The following is a 20,055-nucleotide window of genomic DNA, read 5'->3' as shown; positions in this document are numbered from 1 at the left end:
GCGAAGCCGGGCAAACCGGTCGATGCGCCCTGCCGGTCTCACCTGGGCAGACGCATCCGGAAACCTACTCTGGGGGCACAATTGTCTGAGGTTTTGAACGAGGAAATCGGTCAGGAAGAAAACGGCGGCATAAGTCGGCGCCGGGTCGCCGCCGGGGTCGCCTGGTCGCTCCCGGTCATTGCCACCGCCATCGCTGCTCCTGCTGCTGCGGCATCCGGGCCAACGCCCACGCCTACCGCAACTCCGGCAACTGGCTCGTTTACTTCCGGTACCCAGAACATGACGTCGACGGTAAGTACTGCCCATGACCGGACAGGAATGGTATTACCGGCTCTTCTGAGCCTCAAGAACCTCAGCGGCGTCACCGGCCAGGTCAGGGTCGTACTTACGATCACACCGCCATCGTCAGCTGCACCTGCAATTTCCTTCTCGACTGTCAGCATAGGGGCTTCGACTCTGGCCATCACGCGGCCGCAGAGCAACGCAGCCGAGTTCAGCGCTACGCTGCCCGCGGGTGCCACCACTCTCGATTTTGCTTTCAGCGGTTACAGCTACACGGGCAAGAAACAAGATTCAGGCACTTACACGGTCACCACCGTGATTACCTACGTCCAAAACGGAATTTCCACCCAAATGCCATCGGCCCCGAGCACTACGATCGTTCTGCCGAAGGCTGGGTGACCACAAGCATGGTCTGGAAACGTGGCGGCTTGGTCGCAGAAGTCTGCACCAAGCCCCGGTCCCGTGTTGCCCTGCTGCACCTCGATGCAACCCAGCCTGTGGTCCTGGAGGGCACTGCGGCTGTGATCTGGGACCTGATCGATGGACAGCGCAGTGAGAAGGACATCCTCGTCGAACTTGAGGCAACCTTCGAGGATCAATCGGGGCAGATGCAGGCCCAGGTGGAAAGCTTCCTTGCCACCCTCGAAGAGCAGCGTCTCATCGAGGCTGCCCGCGGCGTTTCCCACTAACGGCATGATGGCAGCGGGAATCACGGGAAGCGTAGAGCTGGCCTGGGAGCAGCGCCTGCTCGAGGAACTGGCAAAGGGCAGTGATCTTCTGCCCTTGGATGTTTTGGGGCAGCAGTTCGTGGTCCGCTGGGGCCACGGGGTTAGCTGGCAGCAGCGCGTCAGTATGAGGTCGGCATGGGCACGGTGCATCAGTACCGGGGAACCTCAGCTGCCACCAGTGCCGCCGGAGCCCGCGACGGGAAGCCGCTTCACCGCCTCGGTCTGCAGCACCTCTGCCAACCATCCTGCGGCAACGTTCCAACTTGCAGCCGGCTCCTTCGAGGAGCTGGCAGAAAACCTGACGTCCCGGCTTACCGTTGCCGCCATCATGGCTAACGCCGGAGAGCTGACCATGCTCCACGCCTGCGGGGTCGCGCATCCAGCTACCGGGGCAGTGGTGGCGTTGGTGGCCAGGTCGGGAACCGGGAAGACCACCGCGGCCTCTGTACTCGCCAGGACCTATGGCTACGTCTCGGACGAGACGGTTGCCATTGCCTGGGACGGTTCCGTGGTTCCGTATCCCAAACCGCTGTCCGTGAAGCAGGAGGCAGGCTCTCCAAAACGGCAGGCATCTCCGGACGAGTTTGGGCTGCAGTTGGCGCCGGCGTCGCCCTACATCCAGTCGATCGTGCTGCTGAACCGGGTCCGTGGGGACCGTCCGGTAACCCCGGTGCTCGAGCGGGTCCCATTGGCAGATGCGGTGCTGGCCCTGATCCCGGACTCCTCCTCGCAGAAAGAAGTCGTGGATCCCCTGCAGTCGCTGTGCCGCCTCATCCAAAGCGTTGGGGGAGTGTGGCAGGTGACCTACAGCGAGGCTGCAGACCTCCCGGCTGCCCTGGAGCCCCTGTTCAGCCCACAAGCGGCGGCGTACGCGGAGTGGGAACCGGTAGTAGTTCCGGGTGCCGAGGAACCGCGCACGCCGGCTGGCAGCATTCACCGCACCGCTCCGCAGGATGCCGTGTCCATAGGCGGGGACCTGCTCGTCATGCTGGACAACCAGATCGTGCGCCTGTCCGGCATCGGTCCGGCGGTCTGGGAAGCCTGCGCGGGCCCTGTCAGCCTGGGCCAGCTGACTGATTACGTGGCACGGGTGCACGGCAAACCGGAAGGCTACCGGGCCGCCATCGCGGGAGCGGTAGAGCAACTCGTCGCTATGTCCATTCTCGATCGGGCCGGCAGCTGAATCTCCAGCACGCCGAGCACAATTACTTGAGTTTAGGAAACCACCATGAGCACAACAGCAGCCCCGGCCGAGGTATCCGTAGGGCTGGACCTGGCAGACTATTTGAATGTCCTCCGGACGTACTGGAAGGCCATTGTGGCCTTCACCCTGCTGGCCACCCTGGCAGCCGCGGGATGGACTGCTCTCCAGCCAAAGGTCTACTCCTCCGATTCCAGCGGCATCGTGGTCACGCCGGGCTCGGACAACGTCAGCCTCGCGCTGGCCGGCGACAGCCTGGCCAAGGCCAAGGTCAAGAACTACGAGTCGGTGGCAAAGTCACGGCTCGTCGCTGACCGTGTCATCCATGCGCTTGACCTCAAGACCACTGCTGATGCCCTGCTCGGCAGCATCAGCGTCAAAGTTCCGCTGGACACGGCAGAGATCAGGGTCACCGCACAGTCGACTGATCCCGCAACCGCCCAGCGGGTAGCGGACGCCTGGGTGAATGGCCTTGCAGCGCAGGTAGAGGCCATCGAGACAGCGCCCTCCGCCGAGGCGGTTTCCGGCGCCGCAACAACGCCCGACGCCGGAACACAAGCCGGTGCAGCCACGGCTGTCCGTGTCCTCCCACTGGGTAAAGCCGTCCTGCCCGCCAGCCCCACGTCGCCTAACACTAAGCTCAATCTGGCCCTTGGCGCCCTCGCCGGGTTGGCCCATGGCGTGGCCTATGCCCTGATCCGCCGCCACCTGGACCGCCGGATCCGCAGGGCTGGGGATATTGAACGGCTGTTCGGCGTCCCCGTCATCGGCACCCTCCCGGTGGACCACCGGCTGGACGGCAACAGCACCATCGTGGACGCCGGCTCCGCGGCGCAGATGCATGACGCCGGGGGCGCCATGGCTGAGGCTCTACGCGAACTGCGTACGAACCTCAGCTTTCTGGACGTGGACCAACCACCCCGGGTTATCGTGGTCACCAGTTCGCTCCAGACCGAGGGCAAATCGACTGTGACAGCCAATCTTGCAGTAACTATGGCAGCAGCGGGTGAAAACGTCGTGGTGGTCGACGGCGACCTCCGCCGGCCAACGCTGGTGGACGTTTTCAACCTTGTTCCCGGTGTTGGGGTCACCGATGTGCTCACGGGCACGGCCAATCTGGCCGACGTCCTGCAGCCGTGGGGAGCCCTGCCGAACCTCTCGGTGTTGGGATCGGGGCGGATCCCTCCCAACCCCAGCGAACTGCTTGGGTCCCGGGCGATGAAGAACTTGCTGGCCACCTTGGCGAAAGATGCCGTGGTTCTCATCGACGCACCGCCGCTTCTTCCGGTGACCGATGCTGCCGTCCTGTCCCGGGCAGCCGACGGTGCCATCCTCGTGATTCGCACCGGCAGGACCACCCAAGAACAGCTGGACCAGTCCTTGGGGAACCTTGAAAAGGTGAAGGGACGCGTCCTGGGAGCCGTCCTCAACTACGTTCCCACCAAGGGCACGGATGCCTACTCTTACTACGGGACTTATACCTCGAGGCCCACACCGTTGCCTGCGGAACCGGAAGCGGTTGACAATTTTTCCGAAACGGACAGTCGCGCCGCAGTGGAAACCGACCTCGTCGGGCGCAGGGCCAGGATCTAGGCGTGCCATGACTTCTGCCCGCCACGAAAACCAGCTCATGATTCCGGAGGGCGTGCTCCTCGGCCACGCCCTCGTGGCGCGGCTGGCGGGCAGCCTGGGCATCCGGGTCTTCTTCATCAAGGGGCCAGCAAGCGTCACCCAGGGGCTGCGAGAAGCCAAAATCTCTGCGGATGTGGACGTTTTCGTGGACCCCTCCAAAGTAGAGGAGTTGCTGCAGGGGCTCCATGAACGCGGATGGCGGCAACGCCCGGCGGACCCGGATGATAGGACGTTCCCGAAGCACTCGGTCACTGTCCACCACGCAGCGTGGCCTTGCTGTATCGACGTGCACTTTCGCTTCCCCGGAATGGAAAGGACCGCTTATGACTGTTTTGAGGCGCTGTGGGCAAACACTGTCCACATGCAGCTCGCAGGGCAACGGCTTAGGGTCCCTACGAAGGCTCTCGGCATCCTGTTTCTGGCGTTGCACGCCCTGCGGTCGCATGAGCTGCCGGCATGCCGACAGGAGCTTGAGTACTTGGCCGTTCTGACTCGACGGGATTCCCAGGCAGAGGCGCTCCTGGAGCTCGCTTCAGCCACCGGCGCCTTGGCGGCCGTGAGGCCCTTCCTTGAGGGTCTTCTGCCCGAACCCATTGCCCCGGCATGGCCGGAGCCTTCCCGAGAGTGGCGCAACCGCGTTGCCGCGCAGGCGCCTGGGAGCGCTCGGATCATAGCCATCGTCCAGGCACCGTGGGGGGAAAAACCAAACATACTGTGGCGCGCCGTGCGTCCCGGCAGAGAAGTACTCCTGGGCGCGAACATTTACGCGGATATGTCCCTTCCGGGACGTTTCCGACAACATGGCGCCAGGTGGGTACGCTTTCTAGTCGCCCTGCCCCGCCTCACTGGGGACCTCAGGAAACTCCGATCTAACGGTGATTGAGCCTGACGAGATCAGCATTCAATTGCCGTTTCGCCCAACAAATTTGTTAAGGTTCACCTATGACTACGGGGAAAGCTATAACCAAAGCCGTCATTCCTGCTGCCGGATTGGGAACGCGCTTCCTGCCCGCCACCAAGGCAATGCCGAAGGAAATGTTGCCGGTGGTTGACCGCCCGGCCATTCAGTATGTGGTGGAGGAAGCAATTAATGCTGGCCTCTCAGATCTGCTGATGATCACTGGCCGTAACAAACGCGCGTTGGAGGATCACTTCGACCGCGAACCGGGGCTGGAGGCAGCCCTGGAGGCCAAGGGCGACAAGGACAAGCTGGGCTTGGTGGAGTACGCCTCCAATCTGGGCCCCATCCACTACGTCCGCCAGGGTGAGGCCAAAGGCCTGGGCCACGCTGTGCTCTGCGCCCAGCAGCACGTGGGTGACGAGCCCTTCGCCGTGCTCCTGGGTGACGACCTCATCGACGAGGCAGAGGACCTGCTGAGCACCATGATGGAGGTGCAACAGAAGACCGGGGGGTCGGTGATCGCCCTGATCGAGGTTGATCCCACACAGATCAGCGCTTACGGCTGTGCAGACATCTCTCCGGTGGACGGCGAGGACTACGTCCGCGTCAACAGTTTGGTGGAGAAGCCAGCCGTTGCCGAAGCACCTTCCAACCTGGCCGTCATCGGCCGCTACGTGCTGCACCACAACGTGTTCAGCGTCCTGGAGACCACCGAGCCGGGCCGCGGCAACGAGATCCAGCTGACCGACGCGTTGCAGACCCTCGCAGCGGGCGAGGGCGAAGGCTCCGGCGTGTACGGCGTGGTCTTCAAAGGCCGTCGCTACGACACGGGTGACAAGCTGAGCTACCTCAAAGCCGTCATCACCCTCGCGTCCGAGCGCGTGGAATTCGGTGAGGACCTGAAAACCTGGATGAAGGGCTTCATCGGGTAATTTCGAAGCTTTACTGTTCTTGGGAGGTCCGTTGCCGGAAGGCGGCGGGCCTCCCTTTTTGCATCGCCAGAGCAGCTATTAGGGCTCCAATGACAGCCCCTGACGTATTTGTCGTGACGTCTGACGGGCTTGCAAAGCGGTCATGAAGAAACAGTAACTGTCCCAGTTCGATGCAGCCGGACATCAGCATGCCTAGCGCGCCGATTTGCCACCATCTTTTGGAAGGAAATGCCAGCGCGGCTACAAATCCGAGGGGGATGAATAGGGCGATATTTGCTGAGGCCTCTACGAAGTTGTAGTTGACCCAGCGGGGAACGCCGTAGTGGTGGAGGAATCCCAGTGTGGCGGCGAGTTGTCCTGAGACGGGTTTGTCTACGGGTGACGGCCAGAACGCGACCAGGGCCAGCGGTACCACCATGGCCAAGAGGATCGGCTGCCACAGCCGGCTGTTGCGAAGGTGCTTCAAGAAGGCCTCAGGACGACCGCAGGAGGGCGAATGCCGCAGTGCCTAGGGCGCAGGCCGCGAGGAGGACAAGTAGGGCGTAGCCCAGCACCTGTGGCCGGGGTAACGGCACGGAAAAGTCGTACTCTCTCGGTGCTTTGCGCCAATGTCTCCCCATAGCCCTAATAGTTATCACAAAAGCATCGGTGGTTGAGCTTGTTGAATTCAAGGTTGCGGAAACCTAAAGCGGAGTCCTGACCCAAAAGCAAAAGGTGGGTGCATCTCCGTTCCCGGAGATGCACCCACCTTCGTTGGTGCTATGGAGCCTTGTGCTTAGGCGGAAACCTCAGCCTTGGCGCGGCGGCGAACCACCACAACGGAGGTTGCACCGGCGGCCAGTGCGCCTGCGCCCACAAGGGTCCACAGGATCAGGCCGGAGTCGGCGCCGGTGTTGGCCAAGCCGGTGTTTGCCAGCGGAGCGCTGCCGGCAGCGTTGCCGCCAGTGTTGGCCAGCGAGGCAGCCACGGTAACGGTGACGGGACCAACGGTGACACCGGAGGTGTTGCCGGTGGCGGTCAGGGAGTAGGTGCCTGCTTCGCTGATGGAGATCGGCAGGGAGACTGCGCCCTGAGCGTCAGCCGTTGCGGACAGGGTCTGCGGTGCCTGGAAGACAGGAATCTTGACGCCGACGGAGCGGCCCAGGCCGGCACCGTTGGAGGCGGGAGCCTGACCCGGCGTGACGGTGATGGTAAGGCCTTCGCCGGCAAGGAAGCCCTGGCCGCGGAAGACGAAGGTTTCACCCGGGCCAACAGTGCCGTCCGAAACGGCGGCCTGCGGCGGCAGGGCAGGGTAGGTTGCGGCCATGGCAGGCGCGGAACCGACGAGTGCGATGGAGCCGGCAAGTGCGAGCGCAGCAAGAGTCTTCTTCATGTGTGTCCCCCCGGAGACGTTTAAGTTGTGGTACCCGATTTTGGGGAGATTCCCCCTCCGCACGAGACCATGTACGGAACTACGGATAGATATCCCAAAAAGACGTTACCATCCATAACTAGCTGTGACCAACCTCAATCCAGTCGGTTTACATAGTGTTAACCGCGCTGTTACGGACTTAGCCGCAGGACGCATTTTCCGTCGGAAGGACAACGTCCTTTACAGGTTGGACCGTAGGTGTGACAACCACGTTAGGCTCCGTGTGCTGAACGATTTTACCGAAGGTGAACTCCACGGTCTTGCTTTCACCTGGAGCGAGTTGCTGGGCAACCACGCCCACCGGCCTGTTGGCGTGAAGGTAGGGGGCAAACGGGGCCTTCTGGCCTTGGACGGTTGCTGATTCCACGTTCGCCTGAGCGGGCCCATAGGAAACGACGTTGGTTTGCACGGTACCCGGAGGTACGCCGAAGGCACCTCCGCCCGTTACATATCTCGGGAGTGAGGTTGCTGCATCAGAGGGTGCGGTGTTCGTACTTTCGATACGAACCGTCGTCTGTTCGTAGCCATCCTTCTGGCACTGCTTGATTAACTGCACCGTGTGCTTGACGTAGTAATCCATTTTGGCCCCCGTGCCGTCGTTAAAGTAGACGCCGAATTGGGCCGGCGAAATACTGGGCCCGGAAACAGAGCCGCTCAACGCGTATTTTGAAATTATGGACTGCTCGGACTTGTCAGCTGACCACACAAGGACACGACCTTCTTGCGCCCCGCGTGTGATCCCGCTGATGAGTCCTTTGGCTTCTCCCTTGCCGCTAGAAAGGGCGGCGAAAATCTCTTTGGCCACTCCGGCGAAATAAGCGTCCTGCAGTTTTGGCTGTTGGATTTTTGCATAAACATCTGAAAGCAGAGTTGCCACAACATTGGCACCAGTCAGCTGCGCTGGCAGGCCTGACGACTTGACCGCCGCCAGTTCGGGGCCGTCGACTGAAATTGGTCCCGTAGATTGAAGGACATAGCTGAGGACGACAGGGTCAATGGAAATAACTCCATCTACGCGTTGTCCGGTCTTCTTCTCCCACATCTCCCTAGCAGTTGCGGCAGCTGTGGGAAAATCAGGCGTTAAATTCACGTCCTGGATATACTTGCCAAGCCTTGTGGAGAAAATTTGTTGTTGCTCTGGATCTACAGGCAAACTTGGGTTCATAATTCCGACGTCGGCGGCACTCCCTTGTGCGCCCAGTGACAGTTTGCCGTGGTCAAGACTGAGGATGGCCAAGGCGCCGGGTATTCCTCCGGAAGCCCGGGCTTCGGCGTTATTCTGAATTATGAGCAAAAAGCTCCTCTGCCCGTCGGCGCCAAGCATGGCTGGAGCTATGCTGGCAGCATCCGCAGCCGAACTCAGAGCTCCGACTACTTGATTTAGTTCTGCACTCGCTTTTACCAGTGGGGTTGTCACTTGTGGCAAGAGTTGCGATGTGTCTATCCCCTGAAGCCTTTCGGAGGACACCTGCACCGCGTACGAAGATGAAGCTACAGTTGGGGCGGCCGCCCTAATCGGTTCGAGATTCGATCCGGCGCCCGAAGGCATCAGAGCATCCCAGTTTAGGGACTCGTATACATTGACCAATGGTGTCAGGCCGAGGACGGCGACGTCATCCGCGGTGCGTGCCACTTCCGAAACGGCAGCAAGATTGGGTCCCAGCCATGGAAGTCCTGAGGCGACGGTCCATATGGGATCCTCTGCGTCGCTTCGCGCTTTGGACGTGTAGTCCCGCAGCTGCGCCACGGTGTCGGCAGCCGAATCCGAGTCCGATACAGCAATTTCTTGCTTCAACTGTGGGACAAGATTCGATGCGGCTTCCAGGTTTGCCTTGACGGAAGTCGCCTTGAGACTTATCCATGCAGTGCTGCCGCCCAGCACCAGAACGAGAGCGACAAGGGCGATGCCAGTTCTCAGAAGAAGGCGACGTCTTGCACGGCGCCTGCATTTACGGGTGTCGGCTTCTCCAAAGGCTGGATTCGTCTGCTGCAATCCACCATCATTCATAGTCAGGGCCTGCCCAGCCCTCGGTACATCCATCCAGCTGCTCGCCACTTGGTAGCATCCAGTACGTTTCTTCCGTCGAGTATTTTCGTGCGAGACACTCTAGTCGCTGTCTCGTATGGATCCAGACATTGGTATTCCCGCCATTCAGTTAAGAGCAGGAGAGCATCTGCACGGTTAAGGGCCGCGTCCGTAGATTTTTCATAGTGCAATTCGGGAAAGCGCAGCGCGGCGTTTTGTAGTGCCTCGGGATCAGTTACAGTCACTACAGCCCCCTGGAGTTGAAGTTGAGCGGCGATGCTGAGCGCGGGAGAATCTCTTACATCGTCACTTTCGGGTTTGAAAGCTGCTCCTAAGACGGTAATCCGCTGTCCCAAAAGCGATCCGCCACAAATTTCCCGGGTCAATTCCACGACGCGAGTTCGACGTCTCATATTGATGGCGTCAACCTCTCTCAGGAACGTGAGTGCTTGGTCCGCGCCAAGCTCGCCAGCACGCGCCATGAACGCACGTATGTCCTTGGGAAGGCACCCCCCACCGAATCCGATTCCGGCATTCAAAAATTTTCGGCCGATCCTTTCATCCATGCCGATCGCATCGGCCAGTAGTGTCACGTCGGCACCGGCAGCGTCACAGAGTTCTGCCATGGCATTGATGAACGAAATTTTGGTAGCAAGGAAGGAATTGGCAGCCGTTTTAACTAACTCAGCGGTCGGCAAGTCGGTAACCAATCGAGGCGTGCCCGAATCAAGTTGAGTGGCGTAAACCGCATCCAGAGTCTGGACGGCCTCGTGTTCCTCCGACCCTCCTGTTACGCCATAAACAAGCCGATCCGGGCGGAGAGTATCTGAAACTGCATGCCCTTCGCGCAAAAACTCTGGGTTCCACATCAAATGGGTACCTGGTTCAGCCCCTTGTATGAGCGCCGCTAATCGAGTTGCTGTACCAACGGGTACAGTCGACTTTCCTACGACGACATCGCCTGCCTCGAGATGGGGGAGAAGAGCAAATGTTGCTGCATCAACGTAGCTGAGATCTGCGGCATTTTCTCCTTTCTTTTGCGGAGTCCCGACGCAGATGAAATGCACTGCACTTCCGTGTGCTGCGGCCATATCGGAAGTAAAGGACAGGCGTCCAGTAGCTTGCACTTCTTTAAGAAGGTCATCCAATGCGGGTTCAAAGAAGGGCGCTCGTGCCTCCGAGAGTGCACGAATTTTATTTTCGTCAACGTCGATGCCGACTACCTCGTGTCCCAGCTTTGCCATACAAGCCGCATGGACCGCTCCGAGATAGCCGCAGCCGATTACTGATATTCGCATTACTTATTCCTTCCCCGAGGGGTGGATGGCCAAAGTGAGAGTGGTTAGTACGCACCGGAACTCCCAAATACAGCTCGGACAGTTCGCAGCAGGATGATGAGGTCACCGGCCAGCGACCAGTTCTCGACATAGTAGAGGTCGAGTCGTACAGAATCTTGCCAAGAGAGGTTGGATCTGCCGCTAACTTGCCAGAGACCTGTAAGTCCGGGTTTCACCAATAGTCGCCGCCGGACATCGTATTCGTACGATTGGACTTCGCGTGGTAGTGGTGGTCGTGGTCCGACCAGGCTCATTGACCCGGCGAAAACGTTATATAACTGGGGTAGCTCATCCATGCTATATCTGCGCAGTACTCGCCCGAGCCGCGTTACTCGCGGGTCATTCTTCATCTTGAAGAGCACGCCACTGCCCTCATTGAGGTCTATTAATTCAGGCAACTTGGACTCTGCATCTTGAACCATGGAACGAAACTTGAGCATGTGGAATGGAACACCTTCAATTCCAACTCGCTCTTGCCGAAATAGTATCGGTCCTCGACTATCCAGCCTTATAAGAAGTGCTAGTAAAAGCATTATGGGGGCAGTGCAGATGATGAGTAGGCCTGCCATTGTTATATCAAACAGGCGCTTTGCTACACGCTGTCCACCCTCAAGAGTAGGAGTCGTAACGTGAATTAGGGGAAGCCCCGCTACCTGCTGGGTGTGGATACGGGGGCCAGCTATATCTGTTAGAGCGGGCGCCATTATCAGGCCCACGTTACGTGCGGCGAGCTCCCAGCCCAGATGTCTCAATGTCTGGGGATGTAGCTGAACCCCTGCTGAAACCGCGACCGCGTCAGCCTTACAGGAGTCAATTGCCGATAAGATCGAGGTCGCGTCCGGACTGCAGCCCAGCAGAGGAAGTCCCGCTATTGAGTCGGCATAGGAGTCGGGAGAATTCGTAGGGGCATACGCTGCGATTGGGACGTATCCCGCGTGTTTGGAACGTTCAAGGGATGAAGCTAAATGAGCTATGGCGCTGGGTCCCCCGAGAAGAAGCAGGGTCGACATACTGTGGCCCCGGGCCCGGTCAAGGGTTAGATGCTGCCGGAGTAACCAACGCGAAATAAGTAAACCAAGAAGACCCACTGGAAGGGCCACGCCCACGTAACCGCGCGCGGTGTCGATCCTGAGCACGTAGGAGATGATCGCTATGAATCCGAACAACCACAGCGATGCGGCGGCCACGCGTTTATACTCGTCGGCGCCCGCCCCTAATATCCGGCTCTCGCGACTACTCCAGGCGCCCAGCATGAGCCACCAAGTGATTCCCAGAACAAAAGAGGTCGCCACATAAGTAGCGTCCTGGTTCTGGAGGCCTTTCTCCGAATCCAGTCCAAAGCGCAATATGTACGCACCTGCAACGGCCCACGTAATAACAAATGCGTCGATCACGGCCAGCCGCCGAGCGTAACGCGCTCTCCAGCTCTTGCTGCCCCCCATGCTTTCCCCATCTACTGCAACTGAACATCTGGGCACAGGACCCCGCGAGCAATCATAGCGGTGCCCGGTTGTTGACTCGGACAGGGCAGTGTCTCAAGGCCGATTACGGAGCTATCGCCTACTGTCTAGGGTGGAAAACGTGGGAGGCAACCCCAAGAGCGTAAAGTTCACAACTTTTCTTCCCCCGAGGCAGACGGGCTACTATTGCCTAAGGACCGGGCGCCGTAGCCTGAAGCAGGTGCATCTAAGGCTCTTGTTTGACGAGGCCGCTCGTATATCGCGCGGTGAACGTCGTCGGCGGGTCAATCACAACCATCGATGTCCGTGGATATCCGGGGACGGCTCTATTTACACAGGGGGAAGCATGCCAAGGGCACTCATTACGGGTATAACGGGACAGGACGGGCTTTATTTATCTGAACTGCTGCTTGCAAAGGGTTACGAAGTTTTTGGCCTGATTCGTGGACAAAATAATCCCAAGAGGGATCTGGTTGCTGCTGTCGCACCTGAAGTGAAACTTCTCCCCGGTGACCTGTCGGACGTCGCCGGACTGACGCGAGTACTTAATGTTGCTGTTCCGGACGAGGTCTATAATCTCGGAGCGATATCCTACGTCGCCTACTCCTGGGAGAATGCGTCGTTGACCTCGGATGTTACGGGCAAGGGAGTGCTGAACATGCTCGAGGCAACACGACAGTATGCCGGCGATGACATCGATCGCGTCAAGTTCTATCAGGCCTCGTCGTCGGAGATGTTTGGGAAGGTTCAGCAGGTCCCTCAGAGCGAAAGCACTCTGCTCTGGCCCAGATCCCCCTATGGCGTAGCCAAAGTCTTCGGCCATTACATGACCATTAACTACCGTGAGTCATACGGAATGCACGCTTCGAGCGGCATTCTTTTTAATCACGAATCCCCCCGCCGCGGACCGGAATTTGTAACCAGAAAGGTTACTCAGGCAGTTGCGAGGATCAAGCTGGGAATTCAGAAAGAAATTGTGCTTGGTAATCTCGATGCAAAGCGAGACTGGGGTTTCGCCGGGGATTACGTCGAGGCTATGTGGCGTATGCTCCAACAGCCGGAAGCCGATGACTATGTAATCGCTACAGGGGAGACTCACTCCATTCGTGACCTGCTGAATGTTGCCTTCGAGAGTATCGGCGTCGAAGACTGGGAACCCTATGTTCGCCAAGATCCTCGGTTTATGCGTCCGGCTGAAGTTGACCTTTTGATTGGGGATCCTTCGAAGGCTAAGGCAGTTTTGGGATGGAAGCCTCAGGTTGCATTCCAGGAATTGATTCAGATGATGGTCGAAAATGACCTCGCTGAACAATCTGCATTAGTCCGGTAGCAGTGAGGACAGCATTTATAACTGGAGTTGGCGGCCAAGATGGAAGTTACCTCGCTGAGCAACTTCTGGATCTAGGATGGTCCGTACATGCTTTGACAAGGAATGATCAGGCCGCAGCAGCGCAGCTGCCGATGGGAGTCAGTAGCCATCCGGGTGACCTGACCGATCATGAGAGTCTGCAGGGAGCGCTTGAACTTGCTTTGCCAGACGTCGTCTTCAACCTCGCAGGAAGCAGTTCGGTAGCTCGCTCTTGGGAGGATCCGGCAGAAACTGTCTCCGTGAATTCGACAGCCGTGGCTGCGCTTCTTGAGGCGACGTGGCGCCTTCGTGAAACGACTGGAAACGACATCCGCTTCGTGCAGGCCTCGAGCGCGGAAATTTTCGGTAACGCCACGGAGATTCCTCAGCATGAAAACTGCATAATTTGCCCGGTTTCTCCTTATGGCGCTTCTAAGGCGCTGGCCCACAATTTGGTGCAGATTTACCGCAATCGGGGAATGTTTGCGGCTTCGGCAATTCTGTATAATCATGAGTCTCCGCGTCGGCCAGTAACGTTCGTCACCAGAAAGATAACCTCTCAAGTGGCCCGCATCGCCCTAGGTCGAGCTGATTCCCTACTATTGGGCAATTTGGAAGCTCGACGTGATTGGGGTTGGGCCCCTGACTATGTCGATGCAATGTATCGAATTGCAACTTATTCCGATGCCCAGGACTTCGTTATTGCTACGGGGCAGTCTCATACTGTTGCTGACTTTGTCTCTAGTGCTTTTGGCGCCGTGGGCATAAGCGACTGGCAACAATATGTAGAGATTGATCAGAGGTTTGTCCGGCCTGCGGATGCTAACGAGATGCGTGGAGATTCCTCGAAAGCTCAACGTTTGCTGGGATGGAAACCAACAGTAGCTTTTGATGAGATGGTCGCACGTATGGTGCGAAACGACATCATACTTGAAAAGCGATCCCTGTCGACACCGGCCTACCAGGAGCCCGAGGTATGAGCGGCATAATAGTACACGAGTGGCTCGAACCTCATGGCGGAGCCGAAAAGGTCATGGAAGAAATTGCGGAGATATTTCCCGATGCACCGATTCGGTCTCTATGGGATGATGCCCCGCAAAGATTTTCGGAAGGGCGTGTAACAGAGACGTGGCTAGCGCGGACTCCACTTCGTAAGAATAAGAAGTTTGCAGTTCCCTTCATGCCAATCACGTGGCGCAATTTGGGAATCGAAGATGCGGAGTGGATTTTGTGCAGTTCGCATCTATTCGCCCATCATGCGAGGTTTTCAGGTCCCGCTCGTGAAGCTTCGAAATTTATATACGCCTACACACCGGCCCGTTATATCTGGACCCCGGAGTTGGACGAGCGCGGGGAGTCACTAGCGGCCCGCGCTGCCGCGGTGCCGCTCAGGCGTCTCGACAAGGCTCGGGCCCAGGAACCCTCTTCCATAGCCGGCATAAGTCATTTCGTTAGAGACCGAATTGAGAAGTGTTGGGGCCGAAGTGCAAAAGTCATCTATCCGCCTGTAAGCGTGGCAGATTACGCCGGTGGAGAGATTACCTTGTCCTCTAGGGAGGAAGAGCTGCTGCATCAGCTTCCCTCAGAGTTCATTCTCGGGGCTTCCCGTTTCATCCCATACAAGCGACTCGATTTCGTCATCAAGGCTGGCGCTGCCGCAGGTATTCCCGTTGTCCTTGCCGGTAGCGGGCCCAGCCTTCGCTTTTTAGAGCATTGTGCGGCCCAATATCCTGGCCACGTAACATTTGTCGAAGCGCCATCGTTCCAGATGCTTCGCGAGCTTTACCGCCGATCGCTCTTGTACGTTTTCCCTCCGGTTGAGGACTTTGGGATAATGCCGGTCGAAGCGATGGCCACAGGAACACCTGTGCTTGCAAATGCCGTGGGTGGCGCAGCTGAAACCGTCATTCACGGCAAAACGGGATACCTGCTTGAAAGCTTTGAATCCCAGCATCTCGCTGATGCGGTTCATTCGGCGATATCGCTCGGCGGCGCTGAGTGCGTAGCGCAAGCTTGGAGGTTCGACAAAAGCGTATTTGCTTCAGAGATGAAGAATTGGATTACAAGCGGCATCTCTTGACTAGCAGTAATATCTCTCAGGAGATTGGATCATTGCAGCGCTTTTATGATCGGAAACATCGATTTTGGAAAGATTAACATGGGCCTTGATGTCGTAGTCGTTTCATATAACTCGAGCCAATACCTTCCGAGGCTCGCATCCAGCCTTTCTGGAATGCACCTTAACGGGTCAGTCGTCATCGTAGACAACGCTTCCTCGGATGGGTCGCCTGCAGTGGCCGAGGGTTTGCAGTGGGGCGGACCCCTCAGGGTTATTGCCAATGATGAAAACATCGGATTTGGCGCAGCAATGAATCAAGGCATCAAGAGTTTCGACAGTGGAAACGAATTTCTTTTAATCGTCAATCCCGATGTGCAGCTAGGACCCGACACACTGCCGGTCCTGGAGGCTGCTTTGGCCTCGGACAGTCGACTAGCGTGCGTCGGCCCTCAGCTTGTCACCAGCGACGGGCGGCCTGTTTCGTCTGCGCGGGCCTTGCCTACGCCCTGGACCATCGCTTCACGAGTGGTAAGAGAGCAGATACCTGCTGACAATGAAATATTGAATGTGGGTTGGGTTTGCGGGGCAGTTATGCTGTGGAGAAGGAGCGCATTCGAAAAAATCGGAGGATTTTCGTCTGAGTACTTTCTCTACTTTGAAGATGTGGACATATGCCGCAAGGCATGGGAGGCGGACCTTCGAGTCGCAACGGTCTCCGGTGCGAAGGCAATTCATGACCAGGGTCATGGTAAAGAGCCGTCTCAATTATTGAAAAAGTACAGCGATCAGAGTCGAAGAATCTATTCTCGGAAGTGGCTTGGAGTTCCGGGAAATGTTGCGGTCACCATAGCCGAGGCTGTGGAGAAGCTTGCGAGCATTAGACGGCCGAAAGTTGGGGCTCTCAAATGAAGCTAATTTTTGATGGACGACTTCTGACTTCGAAGCCGTCGGGCGTGCGTGATATCACTTTGGGCTTGGTTGAGGGCTTTCGACGACTGGCACAAGATGGCAAGCTAGATCTCGTCATTGCTGGCGATAGAGCGCATGACGAAATCGATATCATTTTGCCCTCTAAGGGCTTTATGCACCTCAGTCTCCCCCTTGCCGCTCTACGCCATAGGGCAGACCGCATCATTATTCCGAGACAAACAGTGCCGTTCATTTCTGCTGTTCGATCCATCCCTGTCTTTATGGACATCGGTTTTTTGCGGGTTCCTCAGTTCTACTCGAAGCATTTGATACGAGATTTGACGACGAAGTACGCAGTCAGGTGTCGCGAGATCGTCGCAATATCGGAGTACACGGCAAACGAGCTTGCGGAGGCTGGACTGTCGACCTCCGTCTTGCCGTTGCCAATTCAGGCCATTCATCCGATCAAGTGGACACCCGCCCCAGACGATCGGTACTTACTGTGTGTCGCTGCGCAGGAACCCCACAAGAATCTTGCAAGACTTGTGGAGGCTTGGCGTGAGGCTGGTGTGAGCGGGTGGCGCATGGTCCTCTGTGGGCGCCCTGGAGCGGCTAGTCCTGAAATACGGGACACCATCAAGAGGCTAGGTTTGGACGAGTCGGTTCAGGTAGTGTCGGGTTTGGACGATTATGCGTATGAATCCCTTCTTGCTGGATGCTCGGGCTACGTTCAGCCATCTTTTGACGAGGGACTTTGCATACCTGCCCTGGATCTAGCCGCTGCGGGCGCACCCACCGTCGTTAGCGCGCTGGGAAACCTTGGATTTGTTTACGGAAGTTCTCGAGTTCCCAGTACTTTTGATCCGTATTCGGTTTCATCTATTGCGCAGAGTATTAGACGACTCGTGGAAGATCAGGAGTTTCGCCATCAAATTTCTTCCTGGAATCTTGCGAATGTAGGTTTAACTGACTGGACCGCCGTCGCTAATGCAGTTCTGGGCGGGATCGAGTGATGAGACTTTCGCTCGTGACTGTCACCTACAATTCGAGTCATATTCTGAGTGATTTTGTCCAGAGGTTAGATCTTAGTCATCATCCTGATTGTGAGATCATAATCGTGGATTCCGGATCGGCTGATACTGAAACCACTGTCCAAGTCGCGAGGGAGGCTGGGGCCACTGTTGTAGTCAGTGAAAAGAATATTGGTTACGGCAGAGGTTCGAATTTAGGTGCAGCGGCTGCAACTGGTCGATGGCTGGCATTTGTGAATCCTGACGTGTCGGTGAGTTTTGAGCAACTCCTGACCCTAGTGTCGATAGCGGAAGCCGGGGATTTGGACTGCGTGGGCCCTCGGGTTGTTGGTCCTGATGGTCGCGAGAAAATGACGTGGGGTCGGACGATTAGGCCACCATGGCGGCGTAGAGATCGTGGATATTCAGAAGACGGAACGTTGATCTTTGCCGAGACCATAAGCGGGTGTTGTATGGCTCTCACGGCGTCCAAGTTTGAAGCTCTCGGCGGCTTCGATAGCGACTTCTTCATGTTTTGTGAAGAGATGGACCTGCACAGGCGGCTGAAAGACTCGGGTGGACGCACTGCCGTGAGCCGCGACGTAGTGGTGGAGACGCCTGGCGGTGCGAGTTCTTTAGGAGTGACGGATCGATGGCGCTCTGTTGAGCGAATGGTGGGGCATACACGTTACATGTTCAAGCACTTTACTTATCTCGAGGGTCTGATCGCGGTGCTAACCAATCTGTCGAAGATTTCAATCGACCCGAGATTCGGTGATCGCCGGCTTAGCTTGAGACAGTATTTCGAAGGCATAAGGAGAAGCGATGAAAGTACTTAGGATTTTCCATGGGGGAGGTGTGCCCGCTTACCAGCGCAGAGATGAAGAACTCGCGGCTCTGGGACACGACGTCCACCTCTTGGTGCCCAAGGTCTTTCGGGAACTGCCAACTGCTACAGTTGCCTTGCGTCGTAATGACTCTATTAAGGTGACGCCCATTGGCCTTTACGGGCTGCGTCGCAATCCGTTCTTTTTTTACAATCCATTTCGGATTGCAGCGTCTATGCTGAAATTTCGTGCCGATGTAATTGATATTCATGAAGAGCCGTACAGCCTTGCAGCGATGTCTATCCTTATCGGCAGAAGCCTGGCTCGATCGAGGGCAAGAGTGATCTTTAGATCGAGCCAAAATGAGTACAAAAGATATCCATTCCCCTTTTCCGCATTTCAAAGCTACGTTTTCCGTGTGAGCGCCGAGGCGTATGTTCCGTCTGCGCAAGCCGCTGAGGTACTTCGACAAAAGAATTTTCGCCGCCCCATTACGGTTGTGGGCAATGGGGTGGCGGTTCCAAAGGAACCGCGTGTCGATTCTTCTCCTGCAGATATTCTGGAAGTCGTGTGCGTTGGTCGGCTTATTGAGCGTAAGGGTGTGCAGGACCTTGTTGCGGCGGTTGCCAAATGCCAGCGTCATGTGAACCTTACGCTTGTTGGGACCGGTCCCTTAGAAAGCGGTTTGAGGGCCCGGGTCGCTGAACTCCCAAGCTTGGCAGGCAGGATTACTTTCACAGGGGCTGTTTCGATAGATGAGGCTGCCGCAATCATGCGCCGCTCAGACGTTATCTGCGTCCCGTCCCACGAGCTTGAGGGCTGGAGCGAGCAGTTTTCGAGGGCACTTGTCGAGGGGATGGCTAATTACTGCGTGCCACTGGTGTCGGATTCTGGGGCTCTCCCCGAGATCAGCGGAGGCATCACGGAGCCTTTCCGCTGGGGCAACGTCGAAGATCTCCGCCTCCGCCTTGATGAGCTCGCCCTCTCGGATGAGCTCAAGGAACTTCAGAATTCCGCGCACGAGCGAGCTGTTCAACAATACTCCTGGGAAGCAACGAGTCTTCGCATCTCCGAAATCTACGAAAGAGTGGTTCAAGGGTCGTGAAGTCTCTCTTGTCGCTTGTGGAAAACGTGGCGGACGAACGATCGTTGACATCGGCTATTAGGCCGGGATCACGCCAGGTTATTACGTTGGCACCGTGGCAGTTGTGGCTTGCACGCCGGAGTCCTGCTTTCGCAGCTGCTGTCAGGGAAGCTGATGCGGTCACTATTGATGGCCGCTGGTTAAATGTTTGTCTGAAGCTTGCAGGGAGAAATCTTCCGCTGGTAACTGGGCGTTCGATAGTGCAGTGGCACTTTAGTAAACCGACCATACATAAAATTGCGATTTTAGGTTCTTCTCAAGAATCGCTGGATAGGGTCCACGAGGCAAAACCAGGATGGATTTGTTTCGGTGGAGAGTTTGCCACCACAATCGATGAGGAAAGATTGGCGAGTGTCATAGAAAGTATCCGAAGGCATTCCGTTTCTCTCGTTTTCATTGCCTTGGGAAGCCCGAAGCAAGAGCTCTGGGGGCGGAGAATTGCAGACGCTGCGGAGGTGACGGTCATCGGAGTGGGTGGCTCCATAGAAACTGCGGTTGGGCTCCGAAAACCTCCTCCCGGTATATTTCAATCGTTAGGCCTTGAATGGCTCCAGAGGACACTCCAGGATCCCAAACGTTTCGTTCCCCGAATAGCTCAAGCCGCTTCAGTGATGCCGACTTTGCTTTTTGAAGCTTTAGCTTCGCGTATCTCTTCAAAGAAGAGACTATAATTGGCGGAACATCTTTTTCTAGCCGAAATCTTTCAGAGGTTGCGGTTAGATAGCAACCGGCCAGGGGTGCTAGTCTCCAGTGGCCTATAAGCACTTCCGCTATCTTTGTTTTGCCAACAATTGCGTGAAATTATTTTTTCAAGATATATGAATGAAGTAGGCCTTGGATTGCACTCT

The 20,055-nt window shown here is 57.1% G+C and carries 18 protein-coding genes; 13 read left to right on the top strand and 5 right to left on the bottom strand.

Annotated features, from left to right (window positions below; translation table 11 throughout):
- The first annotated feature begins 93 nt into the window (after window positions 1-93).
- Genes LDO22_RS09260 through galU form a run of 6 tightly spaced genes read left to right on the top strand, consistent with a single transcriptional unit; the run spans window position 94 to window position 5,676 of the window.
- A complete protein-coding gene (locus tag LDO22_RS09260) occupies window positions 94-681 on the top strand; it encodes a hypothetical protein (RefSeq protein WP_224026866.1) in 588 nt (195 codons plus the stop codon).
- A gap of 29 nt (window positions 682-710) precedes the next feature.
- Window positions 711-971 carry a PqqD family protein gene (locus LDO22_RS09255; protein WP_224026865.1) on the top strand — a complete coding sequence of 87 codons (261 nt, stop codon included), beginning with the start codon at window positions 711-713 and terminating at the stop codon, window positions 969-971.
- 4 nt (window positions 972-975) lie between these two features.
- Entirely contained in the window at window positions 976-2,193 is a 1,218-nt protein-coding gene (locus LDO22_RS09250) for a hypothetical protein (protein ID WP_224026864.1), read from the top strand.
- A gap of 45 nt (window positions 2,194-2,238) precedes the next feature.
- Window positions 2,239-3,804: a polysaccharide biosynthesis tyrosine autokinase gene (locus LDO22_RS09245; protein WP_224026863.1), complete on the top strand. Its 1,566-nt coding sequence runs from the start codon at window positions 2,239-2,241 to the stop codon at window positions 3,802-3,804.
- Between the two features lie 7 nt (window positions 3,805-3,811).
- Entirely contained in the window at window positions 3,812-4,726 is a 915-nt protein-coding gene (locus tag LDO22_RS09240) for a nucleotidyltransferase family protein (protein WP_224026862.1), read from the top strand.
- A gap of 59 nt (window positions 4,727-4,785) precedes the next feature.
- Complete coding sequence (galU, locus tag LDO22_RS09235) at window positions 4,786-5,676, top strand: UTP--glucose-1-phosphate uridylyltransferase GalU (RefSeq protein ID WP_224026861.1); 891 nt, start codon at window positions 4,786-4,788, stop codon at window positions 5,674-5,676.
- Between the two features lie 10 nt (window positions 5,677-5,686).
- On the opposite strand, the gene LDO22_RS09230 is transcribed toward galU, so the two are convergent.
- The 5 genes from LDO22_RS09230 to LDO22_RS09210 form a co-directional block, all read right to left on the bottom strand.
- Entirely contained in the window at window positions 5,687-6,094 is a 408-nt protein-coding gene (locus LDO22_RS09230) for a VanZ family protein (protein WP_224026860.1), read from the bottom strand.
- A 357-nt stretch (window positions 6,095-6,451) separates the two neighbouring features.
- Window positions 6,452-7,048, bottom strand: a complete 597-nt coding sequence (locus LDO22_RS09225) for an LPXTG cell wall anchor domain-containing protein (protein ID WP_224026859.1) — start codon at window positions 7,046-7,048, stop codon at window positions 6,452-6,454.
- Window positions 7,049-7,226: 178 nt separating this feature from the next.
- Window positions 7,227-9,095 (bottom strand): DUF4012 domain-containing protein, encoded by a 1,869-nt coding sequence (locus LDO22_RS09220; RefSeq protein ID WP_224026858.1) that lies wholly within the window; start codon window positions 9,093-9,095, stop codon window positions 7,227-7,229.
- 2 nt (window positions 9,096-9,097) lie between these two features.
- The gene (locus LDO22_RS09215; protein WP_224026857.1) at window positions 9,098-10,411 is read right to left on the bottom strand and encodes a UDP-glucose/GDP-mannose dehydrogenase family protein; all 1,314 of its coding nucleotides are present in this window, start codon (window positions 10,409-10,411) and stop codon (window positions 9,098-9,100) included.
- A 44-nt stretch (window positions 10,412-10,455) separates the two neighbouring features.
- Entirely contained in the window at window positions 10,456-11,892 is a 1,437-nt protein-coding gene (locus LDO22_RS09210; protein WP_224026856.1) for a sugar transferase, read from the bottom strand.
- A 364-nt stretch (window positions 11,893-12,256) separates the two neighbouring features.
- Between LDO22_RS09210 and LDO22_RS09205 the strand changes: the two genes are divergently transcribed.
- From LDO22_RS09205 to LDO22_RS09175, 7 genes are read left to right on the top strand one after another with little or no spacing between them, the layout of a single operon-like run.
- On the top strand, window positions 12,257-13,240 hold the full coding sequence (locus LDO22_RS09205) for a GDP-mannose 4,6-dehydratase (RefSeq protein WP_224026855.1): 984 nt from the start codon (window positions 12,257-12,259) through the stop codon (window positions 13,238-13,240).
- Between the two features lie 2 nt (window positions 13,241-13,242).
- Complete coding sequence (locus tag LDO22_RS09200; RefSeq protein ID WP_224026854.1) at window positions 13,243-14,238, top strand: GDP-mannose 4,6-dehydratase; 996 nt, start codon at window positions 13,243-13,245, stop codon at window positions 14,236-14,238.
- A complete protein-coding gene (locus LDO22_RS09195) occupies window positions 14,235-15,338 on the top strand; it encodes a glycosyltransferase (protein WP_224026853.1) in 1,104 nt (367 codons plus the stop codon). The genes LDO22_RS09200 and LDO22_RS09195 overlap by 4 nt, the downstream gene beginning before the upstream one ends.
- A gap of 45 nt (window positions 15,339-15,383) precedes the next feature.
- On the top strand, window positions 15,384-16,226 hold the full coding sequence (locus LDO22_RS09190) for a glycosyltransferase family 2 protein (protein WP_224026852.1): 843 nt from the start codon (window positions 15,384-15,386) through the stop codon (window positions 16,224-16,226).
- A gap of 44 nt (window positions 16,227-16,270) precedes the next feature.
- On the top strand, window positions 16,271-17,239 hold the full coding sequence (locus LDO22_RS09185) for a glycosyltransferase (protein ID WP_224026851.1): 969 nt from the start codon (window positions 16,271-16,273) through the stop codon (window positions 17,237-17,239).
- A gap of 14 nt (window positions 17,240-17,253) precedes the next feature.
- A complete protein-coding gene (locus LDO22_RS09180; protein ID WP_263422200.1) occupies window positions 17,254-18,075 on the top strand; it encodes a glycosyltransferase family 2 protein in 822 nt (273 codons plus the stop codon).
- Window positions 18,062-19,168, top strand: a complete 1,107-nt coding sequence (locus LDO22_RS09175) for a glycosyltransferase family 4 protein (RefSeq protein WP_224026849.1) — start codon at window positions 18,062-18,064, stop codon at window positions 19,166-19,168. The genes LDO22_RS09180 and LDO22_RS09175 overlap by 14 nt, the downstream gene beginning before the upstream one ends.
- Window positions 19,169-20,055: the final 887 nt, after the last annotated feature.

This window comes from Arthrobacter sp. NicSoilC5, assembly GCF_019977395.1.
Taxonomy (GTDB): Bacteria; Actinomycetota; Actinomycetes; order Actinomycetales; family Micrococcaceae; genus Arthrobacter.
Note: the sequence above shows the minus strand (reverse complement) of the source record. Positions and strands in the feature narration are given on the sequence as shown.